This is a genomic window from Mycoplasmopsis maculosa, assembly GCF_900660665.1.
GTDB classification, from domain to species: domain Bacteria; phylum Bacillota_I; class Bacilli_A; order Mycoplasmatales; family Metamycoplasmataceae; genus Mycoplasmopsis; species Mycoplasmopsis maculosa.
This window is the reverse complement of the sequence record NZ_LR215037.1, coordinates 653,728-670,807: the sequence shown is the minus strand read 5'-3', so window position 1 is coordinate 670,807 and position 17,080 is coordinate 653,728. Positions and strand designations below refer to the sequence as shown.

15 protein-coding genes and 1 pseudogene are annotated in these 17,080 nt (G+C 24.5%); 11 read left to right on the top strand and 5 right to left on the bottom strand.

Features of this window, described 5'->3' with window-relative positions:
- Window positions 1–165: 165 nt before the first annotated feature.
- The gene (locus tag EXC47_RS02775) at window positions 166–3,231 is read right to left on the bottom strand and encodes a PDxFFG protein (protein WP_220096569.1); all 3,066 of its coding nucleotides are present in this window, start codon (window positions 3,229–3,231) and stop codon (window positions 166–168) included.
- Window positions 3,232–3,525: 294 nt separating this feature from the next.
- Here EXC47_RS02775 and EXC47_RS02770 point away from each other — a divergent pair, with 294 nt between their 5' ends.
- The 7 genes and pseudogenes from EXC47_RS02770 to nusG all read left to right on the top strand — a co-directional run bounded on the left by EXC47_RS02770 (window position 3,526) and on the right by nusG (window position 8,852).
- On the top strand, window positions 3,526–4,758 hold the full coding sequence (locus EXC47_RS02770; RefSeq protein WP_129646924.1) for a class I tRNA ligase family protein: 1,233 nt from the start codon (window positions 3,526–3,528) through the stop codon (window positions 4,756–4,758).
- 36 nt (window positions 4,759–4,794) lie between these two features.
- A complete protein-coding gene (gene rlmB, locus EXC47_RS02765; RefSeq protein WP_129646922.1) occupies window positions 4,795–5,508 on the top strand; it encodes a 23S rRNA (guanosine(2251)-2'-O)-methyltransferase RlmB in 714 nt (237 codons plus the stop codon).
- Complete coding sequence (locus EXC47_RS02760) at window positions 5,498–6,097, top strand: hypothetical protein (protein WP_129646920.1); 600 nt, start codon at window positions 5,498–5,500, stop codon at window positions 6,095–6,097. Before rlmB ends, EXC47_RS02760 begins: the two co-directional genes overlap by 11 nt.
- A 28-nt stretch (window positions 6,098–6,125) precedes the next feature.
- The gene (argS, locus tag EXC47_RS02755; RefSeq protein ID WP_129646918.1) at window positions 6,126–7,742 is read left to right on the top strand and encodes an arginine--tRNA ligase; all 1,617 of its coding nucleotides are present in this window, start codon (window positions 6,126–6,128) and stop codon (window positions 7,740–7,742) included.
- A 108-nt stretch (window positions 7,743–7,850) separates the two neighbouring features.
- Entirely contained in the window at window positions 7,851–8,003 is a 153-nt protein-coding gene (gene rpmG / locus EXC47_RS02750) for a 50S ribosomal protein L33 (RefSeq protein WP_129646916.1), read from the top strand.
- A gap of 6 nt (window positions 8,004–8,009) precedes the next feature.
- Window positions 8,010–8,219 carry a preprotein translocase subunit SecE gene (gene secE, locus EXC47_RS02745; RefSeq protein ID WP_129646914.1) on the top strand — a complete coding sequence of 70 codons (210 nt, stop codon included), beginning with the start codon at window positions 8,010–8,012 and terminating at the stop codon, window positions 8,217–8,219.
- A gap of 16 nt (window positions 8,220–8,235) precedes the next feature.
- Window positions 8,236–8,852: pseudogene (nusG, locus tag EXC47_RS04035) on the top strand (transcription termination/antitermination protein NusG).
- 23 nt (window positions 8,853–8,875) lie between these two features.
- Here nusG and serS read toward each other — a convergent pair.
- Window positions 8,876–10,147 (bottom strand): serine--tRNA ligase, encoded by a 1,272-nt coding sequence (gene serS / locus EXC47_RS02735; protein WP_129646912.1) that lies wholly within the window; start codon window positions 10,145–10,147, stop codon window positions 8,876–8,878.
- 188 nt (window positions 10,148–10,335) lie between these two features.
- Between serS and rpmH the strand changes: the two genes are divergently transcribed.
- The 4 genes from rpmH to EXC47_RS02715 all read left to right on the top strand — a co-directional run bounded on the left by rpmH (window position 10,336) and on the right by EXC47_RS02715 (window position 13,706).
- Window positions 10,336–10,485: a 50S ribosomal protein L34 gene (gene rpmH / locus EXC47_RS02730; protein ID WP_129646910.1), complete on the top strand. Its 150-nt coding sequence runs from the start codon at window positions 10,336–10,338 to the stop codon at window positions 10,483–10,485.
- A gap of 32 nt (window positions 10,486–10,517) precedes the next feature.
- A complete protein-coding gene (gene rnpA / locus EXC47_RS02725) occupies window positions 10,518–10,841 on the top strand; it encodes a ribonuclease P protein component (protein WP_129646908.1) in 324 nt (107 codons plus the stop codon).
- Entirely contained in the window at window positions 10,841–13,069 is a 2,229-nt protein-coding gene (gene yidC, locus EXC47_RS02720) for a membrane protein insertase YidC (RefSeq protein ID WP_129646906.1), read from the top strand. Before rnpA ends, yidC begins: the two co-directional genes overlap by 1 nt.
- Window positions 13,070–13,178: 109 nt before the next feature.
- Complete coding sequence (locus EXC47_RS02715; protein ID WP_129646904.1) at window positions 13,179–13,706, top strand: hypothetical protein; 528 nt, start codon at window positions 13,179–13,181, stop codon at window positions 13,704–13,706.
- 10 nt (window positions 13,707–13,716) lie between these two features.
- On the opposite strand, the gene EXC47_RS02710 is transcribed toward EXC47_RS02715, so the two are convergent.
- The 3 genes from EXC47_RS02710 to EXC47_RS02700 are packed head-to-tail and all read right to left on the bottom strand — an operon-like array spanning window position 13,717 to window position 17,078.
- The gene (locus EXC47_RS02710; protein WP_129646902.1) at window positions 13,717–15,156 is read right to left on the bottom strand and encodes an aromatic motif membrane protein; all 1,440 of its coding nucleotides are present in this window, start codon (window positions 15,154–15,156) and stop codon (window positions 13,717–13,719) included.
- Window positions 15,140–16,156 carry an aromatic motif membrane protein gene (locus tag EXC47_RS02705; RefSeq protein WP_129646900.1) on the bottom strand — a complete coding sequence of 339 codons (1,017 nt, stop codon included), beginning with the start codon at window positions 16,154–16,156 and terminating at the stop codon, window positions 15,140–15,142. The genes EXC47_RS02710 and EXC47_RS02705 overlap by 17 nt, the downstream gene beginning before the upstream one ends.
- Window positions 16,146–17,078 (bottom strand): aromatic motif membrane protein, encoded by a 933-nt coding sequence (locus tag EXC47_RS02700; protein WP_129646898.1) that lies wholly within the window; start codon window positions 17,076–17,078, stop codon window positions 16,146–16,148. Before EXC47_RS02700 ends, EXC47_RS02705 begins: the two co-directional genes overlap by 11 nt.
- Between the last annotated feature and the right edge of the window lie 2 nt (window positions 17,079–17,080).

Sequence of the window (17,080 nt, the reverse complement as noted above, 5' to 3'; positions counted from 1 at the left end):
TTCTTTTGCAGTAATTTTACTTTCAATATCTTCTAAACTTAATACATTTTGAGCTTGTGTTATAACATTTGGTTCGCTTGAATTAATTAATGTGTTTACAGAATTTCATCTAGCTTTTGAAGCTTCATTTCTAACTTTTACTAAGTTTTTAACAAAAAGAGAGTATTATTCTTTTTTATCATTAAATTCTTTAACTATTTTATTGTATGCTTCGTTAATTTCTTCATTATCAAAAGTAGGTAATTCTGATAATTTCTTTATTTGATATCTATAAAAGTTAGATTCTAAGATTAAATTATTTAAATTTTCTTGCAATGAAATAATTTCATTTTCATTAATATTATTTTCATTAATTATTTCTAAGCTTCTGTCAACGTTTTTAATTAAAGTAATAGCTGTATTTAATTGTGAATAATCAAAATATCAAGATTTTGATTTGTTTAAATTCTCTCATTCTAAACTTTTTTCATTTAATGTAACAAGTGCTGTCAAGTATTCATTAATTTTTTCAACATCAAAATTTGTTGAAACAACTGAATCTAATTCTAATCTCTTGTTAGTATTTTCCACTAATAAATCAAAAAGTGATCTTTGATCTTCAGGGACTTTGTTTCTAATTAATTCCAATAAACCATTAGTTCCAACTTTATGAAACTCATCATTAGAAGAAGAATTGCCATTTTTTAATACATTTAAATAAGCTGGCAAGCCTGTTGCGTTATCACCTAATAAAACGGTAAAAACTTGTTCATTAGAAATAATATCGTCGGTATTAGAATTTCCTATTGGTCTAAAATTAAAAGGTAAAATACTATTTTGACGGTAAAAACTTGTCATTAAAGAGGCAATACTATTTGAATTATTAGTATTGCTTATTAAATTTTGAATATTATTTATTTTTTCTTGGGTATTTGTTATTTTTAAATTTACTTCATCAAGTTTATTATTTAATTCTTTGTAATTAAATTCTAGTTTTCCTTTATTAATACCTAGTTCACTTACTTTTGATTTATCCACATAAATAAATACATCTTGATTGTTTTCTCCAACAATATTTTTTCTATCGTTTAAAAAGCCTTTTAAATTGTAAAAATCTCTTCAATTTAATTGGGCTTTTTCACTACTTTTAACCAATGAGTCCATTGTAATAAGAGTATTTGGAAGAAAAGCTATGTCCACCTTGTAAAATTCATTTTCAACATAAGAAGGAGTAGTGTATGCAGCGCCGTTATTTTCATATGGATATGTAATTCTATTGTAAATATTATTGAATTTAAATAATTCATTAAAAAAGATTTTAAGAGTTTCTATTTTTTGCAAATCAGTAGAATCATCTATTTTGTTTTCTTTTATCATTTTAAATGTTGAATTAGAGTAAATATCACTATAACCTCTAATTAATTCTGAAAATTCTATGTATTCAGAAGGTCTTCTCAAAATTGAAATATCATTATAAATTTTAGCTATTTCATTACTACTTTCTAAGAGATTATTCAACTGATTTTTTAAATTATCAATTTCATTTTTAAGATTTTGCAACGCTTGTTCACTTAGTATTCTTGGTCTTAATTGTCTAATTCTTTCTTGTTTTGCATTTATATTCGTATTATTATCATTTACTTGATTTCTTTTTTCCGTTAATTGTTGCTGCTTTTTAGCTTTTTCAGTTTCATTTGATTCTGAATCTATTTCTTGTTCAAGTTGTTTTATTTCAGCATCTAGTTTCTCATTTGATTTTTGAAGTTCAGATATTTCTTTTTCTTCTTGTTCTACTTGAATAACTAATGTACCTTGAGCAGTATAATCTTGCTCCATTGGAGTTAATCTTTGTTCTATTCTTGCTAAATTTCTAACAGTTTCAATATACTCATCTGCTTTGTTTTTTAAAGAAAGAATTTCATCTTCTCCAAAATTGTTTGTAGAAATTTTAGATCTTATGTAATCTTGATATTTGCTTTCTAATTCATCTAAATCTTCTTTAGCTTTTACTAAAGCCTCATCAATTTGAAAGTAATTATTTCTGAAAGTAAGTTCAGTAGATGCACTATTTTTATCTCTTGATTGCACATCTTGAAAACTTTTGAAAATTCTCATATTTGTGTTATCATTAAAAGTAATATTTAAATATCCATCAGAAATGATATCTGTTGGAGTTGCTTGATTATCTTGTATTTTTGCATCAGTAATTATTTTTTCTTCTAAAGCTACTGTGTTTGGGTTAATATTTTCTAAAACTTTATAAACATCATGTTTTTTATATTCTTCAAATTTTTCTATTAATTTTTGTCTTGCTTCTGCTTCATTTTTTCCATCAATTAATAAAAGATATGGATTATTAAAAAATAGTCTTGATTTTTCTGTTTGATTAATAGATATATCCTTGATTTCTTTAAATCAATTTTCGTTTTTTATGGCAAAAAGTTTCAATCCTTTTAAGTCTTGAATATTTATAATATCTCTAAAGAAATTGCTATTAACAGTATTTGTTGATAAATTTGATAAACTATTGTATCTTGAAATATTTCCTAAAAATGTTTGAACTTCTTTAGCTGTTAAAATTTTTCTGTTTAGTTTATATGTAAGAGAATCTTGAGCGTTCCCACGACCATCTAATTCTGAATAAATTGGCAATGTACCGAAAAAAGCATCTGGGAAAAATTTAATTGTTGTATACTCTTTGTTTCTATTACTATGTGATCCTAACGTAATATTATTACCATTCATTTCAACACCTTTAACAATTGAAAATGATTTTAAAGTAATTATTTCTGGACCTCATGAAACATTATTCATAAATCATTCAGTAAATTTAAAAAATTCGATTGGGCTAACTGCTTCAATGTATTGATTGAAAAAATTAAAAGACCCATAACTAATTTTTAGATATGGCATAGCATGATGTTTTTTATAATAAGCATCTAAGTAGTCTACTGTAGAAACAACAGAACCATCACTTAAAATTACTGTATCAGTTTTCGGATCATATTGTTCTTTTGTTGCTTGATTTTGTGCTTCTATAAAATATGTTTTAGGAGGTGTTGATCTGTCAATAAATTCATTAACTAAATCATCGCGTTTTGTAGGATTTTCCTTACCTAAGTTGTCATCAGAGTTTTTAGAATAAAAATACATGGTTCCTAAAGTAGCTGCAGTTATAGCACTTAATAATACAGCTGAAATTGCATATTTAGGTCAGACCAATGTTTTAAGATTTATTTTTTTACGTGACATTTTGACTCCTTTGTAATAAAAAAGGAAAATTTATGTTTTTTTATTACTTTTAATTAAAAAATCACAAACATTTTAATGTTTATAATTAGTAATAATTATAACAAAATATGCTTTTTTAGTAAGTATTATAAATTAAGGTGATAATTAATAAATTTTAAAAAGAAATTTAAATTTCTAATGTTACTATAAAATAGTTTTTTTAGTAAAAAATACTTTTTTTAAAAGTAAAAATATACATATAGTTTTTTAAAATAAAGAATTAAATTATATAAATATTTTTAATATAATAAATTTATGAAAAAAATATATGTTTGCGGGCCTACTGTTTATAATGATCCACATATAGGCAATCTTAGACCCATCGTTACTTTTGATCTAATGTTAAAGGCTTATAGAGCCTTAGGAAAAAAATTTAAATTTATACACAATATAACTGATGTTGATGACAAAATAATTAACAAAGCAATAGAAGAAAATAAAACAGAACAAGAAATTAGTGAATTATATTATCAAAAATACCTACAATTATTAAACAAAATGAATGTTGATACCATATCAAACATTGAAAAAGTTACAGATAATATAGAATTAATTAAAGATTACATCAATAAACTTTATACTTCTAAAAATGCTTATAAAGATAATATTGGTAATGTTTGATTCGATGTGAATAAAAATAAAGAAAACTATGGAGTTGTATCTAATCAAAAATTAGATAATATGGAGTTTGAAGAACAAAATCAAGATAAACAATACGAAGCCGATTTTGCTCTTTGAAAAATTACAACTAAAGGAATAAAATTTGATTCTATTTTTGGTCATGGAAGACCTGGATGACATACTGAATGCGTTGCTTTAATTGATAAGCACTTTGGTAAAGAAGGAGTTGATGTGCATGGCGGTGGAATGGATTTAACATTTCCTCATCATGAGAATGAAAATATACAACACTTTTCTCTTTTTGGCAAAAATTTAGCTAAAAATTGACTTAGAACTGGTCAAATAAATTTAAATGGAATTAAAATGTCTAAATCTTTAGGAAATATAATATCTGCTTTTGATTTTATTGAAAAATATGGCGCCAGTTTATTTAAAATAATTATTTTAAGTAGTAAATTTACAGCTCATATAAATTTAACTCAAGAATTAATAGATAACATGATTTCAATAGAAAAAAAATATAAAAAATTATTATTTAAATTTTTTACTTCTTTTTTTATTGACGAATTAGACACTAAAATAAATGATAAAATTAAAGAAATTTTAACAATGATATCAGAGGGTGAATTTTCTAATTTTAATTATTTATTAAATGAAGAAATAAAAGAATTTAATAGATCTAAGAGCATCATTAATGCAAAAAATATATATTTTATATTAAAAGTTATCCACCCAGAATTAACAGATATAAATAAATATAAAAAGTATATTGATTTATATAACGAATGAAACTATTTTATAGATAAAAAAGATTACATAAATGCAGATAAAATAAGAGATATTTTAATTAAAAATGATTTATTATAAACAATGGAAAAAAATATAAAAAATGAGGTTTTAAATATGAAAAAATTATATTTGTGTGGAAAAAACACTGTAATTGATGCAATAAAAAATAATAGAAACATTATTGATGTTATTTATGTTATTTCAAACTCACACGAACAAAAGATAAAGGAGATTTCTTCAAATATTAAAACTTCTTTGAAAGATCAAATATTTTTTAAAGATTTTCAAAACGAAAATCACCAAGGATATATTGCTTTCTTAAAAGATTTTCCAATTTATGACTTAGAAACTATTAAAAAAGATAAGCCTGAAAATATTTTAATTCTTGATCATATTCAAGATACACATAATTTTGGTGCTATCCTACGAACAGCTAATGCTGCAGGTATAAATCATATAGTTATACCAAAAGATAGGGCAGCAGATATAACACCAACAGTTCTTAAAATAAGTTCTGGCGGTTTTATTGGAATGAAAATTATAAAAGTTAATAGCATATCAGCTACAATTGATAAATTAAAAAAATGAGGTTTTTGAATTTATGTTTCAGCTTTAGATAAAAATTCACAAGCTTATAATAAAATTGAATACAATAAGCCAACAGCTATGGTTGTAGGAAACGAAGAAACAGGAGCTTCAAAATCTGTTTTAAATATTGCTGATCAAACAGTTTATATACCTCAATTTGGTTCTGTACAATCTTTAAACGTATCAGTTGCCACTGGGATTTTAATATTTGAATTAATAAAAAACAAAAATGAGATTTAGTTTAATTAACAAATTTAAAAAATTAGCAGAAAATAAATCAAAAGAATTAATAGAATTAATTTCTAATATGAATGATAGTGAAATTTTACATACAGTCTATTTTTTATATTTTGACTGTTTGTACAAAGAACTATCATTTTTTATTAATGACTATAAAATAGTTACTTTAGAAAAAATAGATATTTTAAACGAATTTATGCAACAAATAATTAAAATTTCTAGAGCTTATAGAGGAGATACAAATTCTTCATTTATAAATTATATAAAAGGCGCACTTAAAAATTTTACATATTCACTTTGAAAATACTGAAATTGTAAGAAAAGAGCTTTTCATTTTATTGCAGATAATACTGTATATCAAAGCATTGTTCCAGATGAAGATATGAATAAAATTCATAGTGAAAACATTGATAAATTAGATTATGAAAAATTTATTAGTTCATTGAATAAAAAAGAAAGAAAAATATTAGACATTATTAGTTATAGCGAAAATCCTATAAATAAGTTAATTACAACAAATAAAATTAATAATTTAAAAATTGTTTTAGAACGAAAAATTCAAGCTTTTTATGGAAATCATTACAATTAATTTTTGCATTGATTATAATATAATCACTATGAATAAACTTATTTTGAAAGATTTATTATTAAATGAATTAAAAACAATTGCAAATGAATTAAATATAGAAAAGGAAATTTTACTAATTGAACCAAAAGGTCATGCTGATCTAACAACTAATATGGCTATGGGAAATAAAAGAAATCCTTTAGAATTAGCAAAATTAATTGTAAGTAAAATAGATAAAAATAAATTTGGCCTTTCTTCAATTGAAATTGCAGGACCTGGTTTTATTAATTTTAACATTGCTGAAGGTTCTTTTATAGATGCTGTAAATGAAATTATTAAAAAGGGTGAGAATTACGGTAAAGGAAATCTTAAAGGTGATATAAACATAGAATTTGTTTCAGCTAACCCAACAGGTTATTTACATGTTGGTCACGCAAGAAACGCAGCTATTGGTAGCACAATTGCTAATATTGTTGAATTCGCTGGTATGAATGTTACACGTGAATATTATATTAATGATGCAGGTAATCAAATTAATATGCTTGCAGAAAGCGTTTTTGCTAGATATCAACAAATTTTTAATCCTGATTTTGAATTACCTGAAGAATCATATAAAGGTTCAGATATTGTTTGAGGCGCTAAAGAATTTTTTAAAAAATATGGTGATAAATTTAAAGATCAAAAATTAGAGGGTGAATTATTAGATTTTTTTAAAAAAGAATCAGTTGAATTATATTTAACAGTTATTAAGAAAACACTTAAAGATTTTGGTGTTTGATTTGACGTATTTTATAGTGAAAAAAGTTTATATGATAACAATGCAGAAAAAATTTATGCAACTGTAAAAGAGCTTAAAAATGCATACCAAAAAGATGGTGCAACTTGATTGAAAACTACTATTCACGGCGATGATAAAGATCGTGTTTTAATTAAAAGCGATGGAGATTTTACCTACTTCTTGCCAGACATAGCATATCACAGAATTAAATTTAACAAAACTGGCAAAAACCCAATTATTATGAATGTTTGAGGAGCAGATCATTCTGGATATATTAAGAGAATGGAATGTGCAATGAAAGACTTAGGAATGAAGAGTGATAACCTAATTGTATTATGCATGCAATTAGTTAGATTGGTAAAAAATGGCGAAGAATTTAAAATGTCAAAAAGACGTGGAACTAGTTTCTATTTAAAAGAATTTGTTGATTTAGTAGGAAAAGATTCAGCAAGATTTATTCTTTTGGATAGAACATATAATTCAAAACTTGATTTTGACATTGACATTGCAACAAGTAAAAACAATGATAACCCTGTTATTTTAGTTCAATATGCAAACGCAAGAGCTTGAACATTATTAAATAAAACAAATTTAAAGGAAAATGAAATTATTGCTACTAGCTATACTGATGAAAACGATCAAAAACTTGTTTCTACACTTTTAGAGTTCCCAGAAATAATCAAAAAATCAGCAGAGAAATATTTAACACATTTATTAACACAATATTTAATAAAAGTGGCGAAAGAATTTAACTCATGATATTCAAATTCTGAAAAAATAATTGGTCATAATGAAGAATCAAGTAAATTAGCATTAGTAAAAGCAGTAAATATTGTTTTAGAAAACGGACTAAAATTATTAGAGGTTTCTGCACCACATCAAATGTAAGTCGTTCAAACGACTTATTTTTTTAAAATTTTAATATATAATTAAACTATAAATTCTTAAATTAATGTAATTTAGGTATTTTTTTTAATATTTTAATATAATAAAAATATGCTTAAAAGAAAAGTTTCATTATGTTGTGAGCAATGTCAATCAATGAATTACACAACAAATAAAAGTATGGCTAGTATTTCTAATAGAATTATTATTAAAAAATATTGCCCTAAATGTAAAGAACATACACAACACAAAGAAGAAAAGTAGGTAAACATGGAAAATAATAAAAAGAATAAACCGAAGAAATATTTAATCAGACATTTTGTAAAAGAAATGAAGAGAGTTAAATGGCCTACAGCAAAACAAAATTGAGTTTCATTCACTCAAACAATTGTTTTTGCAGTTTTAGTTACATTGTTTATTTTTGGATTTACGGCTTTAATCACATACTTTTTTAAAGGAATAGGAATAAACACAAATTAATATATAGGAGTGAAAAATGGAAAGTAATAAAAAGAATAATAATTTTTTATGATACATGATTAGTACTGTTTCAGGTAAAGAAGAACAAGTTGTTGAATCATTAAAAAATCGTATTGTTAGTGAACAAGTTGAAGATTGTTTCGATCACTTTGCTACACCAGATGGTGCATTCAAAATTTTTAAAAAGCCAACACTAACTCAAAAAGAGAAAGAAAAAAAGATTTAGGTGAGCCTTATAAGGTGAAATATGTAAATGTTTATAGCGGTTATATTTTTATAAAAATGGATATGACTGATAAAGCTTGATTTGTTATTCGTAATACGCAATATGTAACCGGTCTTATAGGTTCATCTGGTAAGGGTTCTAAACCTACTCCTGTATCAGAAAGTCAAATTAAAAAAGCAACTGCAAAAGAACAAGAATATTTTAAAGACTTTGAAGATGGAAAAACAAATGATAAGTTCACAATTGGTGAGATAGTAGAAATAATTGATGGTCCTTTCAAAGGAACAAGCGGTGTTGTAATCGAATTTAGTAATTCTTCAGAAAAGGCTATTGTAGAAATTGAATATTTTGGTAAAAAAGTACCTACTGATTTCAGTTATAGTGTTTTAAAAAGTCAAGAAAAATAATAAAACAGCCGATGGCTGTTTTTTTAAATTCTTTCTATTTTGTCAATACCCATATAAGGTTGTAGTTTTTTTGGTATTGATACTGTCCCATCAGGATTTTGATAATTTTCTAAAAGCGCTGCTATTAAGCGGTCTATGGCTAATCCTGATCCATTCATTGTATGAGCATATTGAACATTATCTTGTTCATCACGATATCTTATCATTGCTCTTCTAGCTTGAAAATCTCCCATATAAGAAACTGAGCTTATTTCTCTATATTTTATTTCTGAAGGTAATCAAACTTCTAAATCAACTGTTGTTCTAGATGAAAATCCTAAATCACCAGTACACAATTGTAATTCTCTATATGGTAATTCAAGTTCTTCTAAAACTAATTTAGCTTGATCAAGCATTTGGTCCAATTCTTTTTTTCAATCTTTTTCATTTGTTATTTTAACTAATTCTACTTTTTTAAATTGGTGGTTTCTTATAATACCTTTCATATCTTTGCCACCTGATCCAGCTTCACTTCTAAAACATTCTGTAAATCCAGTTAGTCTTATAGGTGTTTTTAAATCAATTATTTCATTATTATATAAATTTGTTAAAGGAACCTCTGCTGTTGGAATTAAATAAAGACTTTCTTTTGGTAATTCGAATAAATCATCTTTAAATTTAGGTAATTGTCCTGTACCAAAAAGTATTTCAGGTTTTACTAAAACAGGAACCGCATACTCTTCATAATTGTTTTTTTCATGTAAGTCAAGCATAAAATTCATTAAAGCGCGCGCTAATTTAGCCCCCATTCCTTTATATACTACAAAACGAGAACCTGATAATTTAACTGCTCTTTCAAGATCTAAAATATTTAAATTTTTAGCAACCTCATAGTGAGGTAATACATTAGATATTAAACCTCTGCCTAAGTTGTCATGAGTAGCTATCACAACATTGTCATTGTCGTCATTTCCTAATGGAACGCTTTCAAGAGGTATATTTGGAATTTGAAATAATAATTGACTTACTTTTTGTTCTATTTCGCTCGCCTTAGATTCTAATTCTAATGCTTGTTTTTTTATCACATCAGCTTGTTTTTTTAATTCAGATAATTTATCTTTATCGTTTTTATTTTGTGCAAACAACTTACTAAAATTTGATAATTCAGCTCTTTTTTGTTGAGCTTCATACATAACTTTTCCTCTTGTATTCGCTACTTCAACTAAATTATCAAACAATGATAAATCTGCCTTTTTATTTTTTAATGCTTTTCTTATTTCTTCTGTTTTTTCTAAAACTAATTTTAAATTTAGCATAACACTCCTTTTTTATAGGTATTTTAGTAAATATTATAAAAAAACTGTTTATTTTATAATAAGTCTATTTTTAATAATTAAATCATATTACAAATAATTAAAATATTAAGAAATTATTTTCTAAAGAAAAGGAGATTTTTAGTTTATAATTTGTAAATATATTTAATATTAAATAAATTGGAGGAAATATGAGTACAAGAACATATCAACCTAAAAAAAGACAAAGAGCTAAAGTACATGGTTTCCGTGCAAGAATGGCCACAGAAAACGGAAGAAAAGTTTTAGCTGCTAGAAGAGCTAAAGGTAGATCAAGATTAACTGTATCAGATGATAAATAAAAAAATATTAAAAGGTTTTGCATAAGTTTATTATGAAGAAAAAATATCGTTTACAAAAAAGTTGAGAATTTGATGAAATAATAAAACAAAAAAAACAACTTGTTAATAAATATCTTGTTTTATATTACAAATCATCAAGTGATTTTAAAATAGGCATAACAATACCAAAAAAATTTTGTAATGCCTATTATAGAAATTTTTATAAAAGACAACTTAAACACATTGTTCACGAATTGAATGTTTATCATTTGAAATTTAATATGGTTTTAATACTTAGAAAAGAATTTTTAAATGAAAAATTCATCATTAAAGCTGATGCTATAAAAAAACTTTTTAATAAATTGAGTAACAAATAATGAAAGATCGTAGATCAGAAAATTTTAACTATTTTTCAGATAAAGACCGTCAAAAAAATAAAAAAGCTAGCGTTTTTAAACGTGTTTGATTTTGAATAAAAATAGTTATTTATGTATTAATTTTTGGTTTTACACTTACAGGGTGTATCCAAAGTTTCGTTATTTCATCTTCAAACTATACCGGTAATGGTATAGAATTCTACACTAGTCATAACAGAGTAAGTCCACATGTTACTACTTTTAAGCAACAAAATGATTTTTCAAATGAATCAGTGGAACCTGAAAAAAATGATCCTGTTTTTAATTATGCAAAGGATTTTGTTAAAAGCGGTGAATTTTTAGGATTAGTTGAAGATCAAACAGTTAACTACCATTTATCTTATGAAAATTCAAAAGATATACTTGAAAAATTAAGAGAACAAACTGAACAAGCAAAAGGAAAATACGGATCATATTTAAATTACAATACAGCTGTTAGATTTGTAGATTTAAATAATAAAGCAGTTAATAATACTGAACTTTATTTAAATAATGGTAAATATCTTTTTGCTACAATAGGTATTGATCCTGAAAGACAAAAAGAATCTGGAGTTTTATCAGATTTTGAAAATTATAAATACAGAAGTATTTTTAGTAAATATAATTCATGAGAGTTTATCGATCCCTCATTTAACTTTAATGAATATTTTAAAACAGATAATAATGGTCAAACTTTTGTTTTAAGATTGAATCCTAATAACGCAAGTCTTTTAGCCGGCACTTATAATGAAAAAGACTTACAAAAGGGTCATTTTATTGAAAATGTAAAAATTTCAAATCAAGGTAATAAATCAGAAGTTAGATTAGATTTTGAAAAAGAATTATCTACATTTGTTATTGAGAACTCAAGCACTTATAAAGATCCGAATACATCTGAAGTGATTCAAGATCCTTACGGGATAGGTGCTTTAAGAAGAGATTATTTAGAAGCGTTAGCTTTAAATACATTTGATGTTGAAGCTACAAATACAAATAATTTTTACTCTAGAGTTTTAAGAACTACAAACTACTCAAGTTATGGAGAATGATCTAAAAAACTTGTAGAACAAATTAAAAATAATCCTGGTGATGTTTCTTTATCAGGCGAACAATTTTTAGCTATTAGAAGTTATACACTTAATATTTCAAAATATGCAAATATATTAAATTTCTCTTCTACAAATAGAGTTAATGCTCAACGAGAAGTTGATCTACTTGCTTTAAAAAAAACAGTAGAAAAATTTAATAATTCATCAGATGAAAAAGAAAAAGAAAGTTTAGAGGCGCAAATTAAGGCTTTAAACGAAAAATTAACATCTGTTGACTCAATTAGTGTAGATGCTCCGAATTCAAAATATACACTTAATACAGCTAAATCATTTATCGAAATGCCATTTCAGGGTGAAATGCCTCAAAGAATTATTGATAGTTGAGCAACTTCTTGAAAACTTGGGCCATTTTATGGATTGTTTGTTTATCCATTAGCATATGTTTCAAGCTGATTAACAGTAGGTATAACACCTTTATCAGGTTGAGGAACGATTTTGGCTATTTTAATAATAACAATCATTCTTCGTGGTTTAATGTTAGCTGTCACTTGAAAACAAACAATAAACCAATCTAAACAAGAAGAATTAAAATCTAAAAAAGCAAAAATTGATGCTAAATATATTGATTTTAAAGACAATAAACAAATGAAAGCAAGACATCAACAAGAAATTTCAGAATTGTATAAGAAAAACGGAATTAATCCGTTAGATACATTCGCAACATTGATTATTTCGCTTCCATTCTTCTTTGCTATATGAAGGGTTATTCAAGGGCTTCCTGAAATGAAATCTACAACATTCTTATCTATTTCATTCTCACAAACTTCTTGAAGACGTTTATTCTTTGAACAAGAATGACAATATTTAGGAATATTGATAGTTGTAGGTATTGTACAAGGTATATCTCAATTTTTACCTAAACTTCTTAATATGAAGAAATTCAAAGAACGTACAACACCTGAAGAAGCAAAAGCACTTAAAAAATCAAATAGAACACAAACAATTATGTCTGTTGTTTTCTTCTTTATAACATTTATTTTCGCAGCTGGTGTTCAAGTTTATTGAATAATATCAGGTCTTTGAACAATTGGTCAAACTCTAGCTATTCATTATTACAAAAAATCAGCTCGTTATAGAAGAAAATATTTAAATAAAAATTAGTGGAAAAAATATGGAAAAATAGTTTCCGTATTTTTTTATTTTAAGTTAGTGAAGAAATAACATAAAATTAAATTGCAAGATAAATATTTATTTTGAAAAAGAGGTGTTGATGAATAATAAAAAAATATTTTTGAGTTTTAATATTTTACTTTTAATTTTATTTATTACAACAATACTATTTATAGGTATATTCATTGCGTGGACAAATAATTACAATTCTAAACTTTATGAAGAAAATACCCCTCAAAGTATAAAAAGTATTATTGATTGAAAAGTTTCTTACTTAACTTCTTTCGTTTTAATATTTTTATCATTTTTGATAATATGAGTCAGTCAGTTTGCAATTTTAATCACTAATGATAATGGTTTTTTAAAAAGTTTATTACCTTTGTTTTTTATTAATAAACTTTCACTTCATAATTTAGATACAAAAAGAGAAAAAAGAAATTTAATAAGTTTAATTTCCATATTGAGCATAGTTATGATTTTAAGTCTTATAAACGCATGATTTAATATTTATGCAAATAAAATTCAGTTATCTTTTATCATATATACCTTATTTATAGCCGTAATATTAATTTTATATATACCTGTAGCCTTTCAACTTAAAATAAATTTTAAAAAAGCGTTAATATAACGCTTTTTTATTATTCTTCTTCAGGATTAGACTGCCCGTTTTCATTTTCTTCAGTTGCTTCTTCAACAACATCTTCAGGTCATTCATCTGGATCATTTAACTTGGCTATATAATAATCTTTTCTTTCTCTAGAAAGATTTTCTAATGCTTCAATTTGGGGTATATATTTTTTAAGATCTTCTTTTCTTTTTAGCAAGTCTCTTAACTCATTTTTGATAATTCTCATATCGTTTGGTTTTTTAACTAATTCGAATTTTTCTTTAAATGAGTTATATTCAGATTCTGTTAAATTATCCCTAATAGAATCTAAATTTTGTATTTCTATTTGAATTTGTTTTTTTAATTCTTCTAAAATAATTTTATCTTCGTTATTTTGATTTATAGCCGATTTTAATATTTCATCTACACTAGATTTTTCATCTGCATTATTTAAATCAATTTCATATTTTTCTTTATTTATCAATCATTCTAAAGCTTGAATTTTTTCATTTATAGCATTTTTATAGATATTTAATTCTTCTTCTAATCTTTTTAATTCAGCCTCAGGAATAGTTGTTATAACAGCATTATTGTTGTTAAAATTAACAGGTATATAAGCCAATTTAGCGCCACCATATTCATCACTAAAAAGTATTTCTCTACTATTAGATTGTTTTTCAGTTAAACCATTAAAATGTGATATAGCTCTAGCAAATTTATTTAAATCAAATTCTTTTAATGATACCTTTTTAGTTACCAAATCAGGAAATGTATGAATATGAGTATTAACTTTTATATTAAAATTACTTTGACTATTATATGTTGTTTCAAGTTTAACTTGAATAATATATCCATCTTCATTTAAAAATATGAAATTCAAAAGTCTTTCATCATCTTCTTCGCTATTTGCTGTTTCAACTATTGTATAATTAACTATTCTATTGCTTGAAGGTTTATAAAATAACTTGTAAAGTCTTACACTTTCTTCAAAAGAAATATTATTTTTAGAAACATCATTAAAATAGTCTGAATCAGAAGAATCTTTATATTGCATAAATGTAAAATTATTTAAATTAAAAAGATATCATAATCAGTTTTTTCTTTCAAGATTTGTTATTTCCTTGCTAGAAAACTGTGCTGGATACGCTCTTTTACCCAAAAAATCAACTATATTTGGGGCTAAAATTACATTTCCGTATCTCAAAAACATGCTAACTTTATTTGCATAGCTATCAGGTATGTTACTTGTATATTTTATATATTCATTTCTTTGTTTTTCATCAGGAAAAGCTAATTTTAGTAAAGCTTGTATTCCTTTTTGATTTATAAAATTTTGAAAGTTTTCAACATTATTAATTATTTTTTGTTCTTCTTTATGTATATCTGCTGTTTTAATATCAGAACATTGAGAAGCCACTAAAATAGTCGGTAATATTGATAAGGGAGATAAATATTTAACTATTTTTTTCATTTGGAATTTCCTTATTTAATAATGCGTACATATTCCCTGGTTCCTTATATCTTTGATTTATTATCATATCTTGAGCAAATTCTTCCATTCCACTTGTAAATTGATGAATAAAACCGGTATGATAAGTTCTAGAAACTAATTGAAGTGAAATACTTTTGTTTAATGAAGAACCAAAATATCATTGAAACGGATTAACATTTATATTAGGTTCATCTGAATCAGTGTTTTCTACCGCAAGTCTAATTACCATTTTATCTTTTTTGATATAAAAAATAGTTATATTGCCTAATTCCTTTGTTTCTTCACCTACAAAAATACTTTGTAATAAAGAATCTTTAAATTGAAAAGATTTATAGGGCGGAAGTTTATTAATATTCTCAAGATATTTTTTATATGACTCTGGTTGTTCTTGTGCTTTTGTTCCTAAATTTATTGTTAAGAAATCTATAAAATTAAATTCAAAATTATTTAAATTATTTAAAAAATAAAATCAATTTTTATTTATTAAACTTTGAAGTTTTTTATCTAAAAAACTTTTGGCTTTGTTATTGAATTCTTTAATTCTTGCTAAATATTCTTTTATTTGTTTGTTAATTTCTTCAGCTTTTTGTGGATTGTTATTAAATTCTTTTTCTCTTTGCGCAGCTTGTCTTAATTCTGGTATTTTGTTTATTAATGTCTGGATTTCATTTTTTTCTGATAATTCATTATTTATTTCATTTTTCAAATCATTAAATGATTTTTCAATTTCAATAGTGTTTTTTTGTGATTCTAAATATTCAACTTTTCTTGCTTGATTTTGTTTAAATACAGCGTTTAAAAGTTTTTCTATTATACTATTATGAGTTTTTTTCTCATTTGACACTTTTGAATTTGAAACATCAAAAGTATGGTCAACCAATGAACTATAATTAGTCTGATTTTTAGAATAAACACAAGATATTGTTGATATAGGTAATATTGATGTACTTAATAAAAAATAAAACTTCTTATTCTTCATTTATAAAACCTCATGTATACTTTGTAATTTGTCCATTTGATTGTTCTAAAATATTTTTAAGAGCTAATTGATAATTATGTTTAACATATAAACTAAAAAAATTTGAATCATTCTTATCTTTTTTTAATTTTTCTTCATTTTCTGGATCACCATAAGTTTTGATATATTGATTTACTATTTCTTTTCTTTGGCTTACTAGTCCTAGATGTAATTTTTCTAATGAGTCGTTAAAATCAACTAATGTTGAAAAAGTAATTACTGTTGGTAAAATAAAAAATATATTTTCGTTGTTATCTATTTTTTGAGCTGTAAAAATAGGTATTACATTATTTTCAAAAACTAAATAATGTAATTTTTTATTTTTATAACTATATTCTGGTAATTGATCAAATTCTTTTGTGATTATTGAACTAGGTAAATTAATAATTTTTTTAATAATAATACCTGGGTTCTTCATTTTTCCGCTAAAATCTTTTTCAACATTTTTAGGGGCGCTATATTGGTTTGCGCTAAATTCATCTCCATATGAGTTATATACAAATTGAAAATTATTTAAATTTAATAAGAATCAAAGTGAATTATTTTTTAATGCTTCATTTATGGTTTTAATTGACTTTTGAGCTAAAGGTGTTCCTTTTTTTACATTTGGGGCAAAAGGGGGAGTAATTATTAATGAAGCATTTACTTCATCTTTATAAAAAGAATCTAAGTTTTTTTGTTCTAAAATATATTTATTTAAATTTTCTTCATTTCCATTAAAATAATACTCTTTGAAAATTTTTCTATATTCTTCAAATAATTCCAATTTATTTGATTCTCTAAATTTTAATTCTGCTTGTTTATTATTGCAACTTACAACTAAACTTGTTCCTATTATAGAAGGAATTGAAGCGAAAAGAATTTTATTAATTTTTAATTTCATTA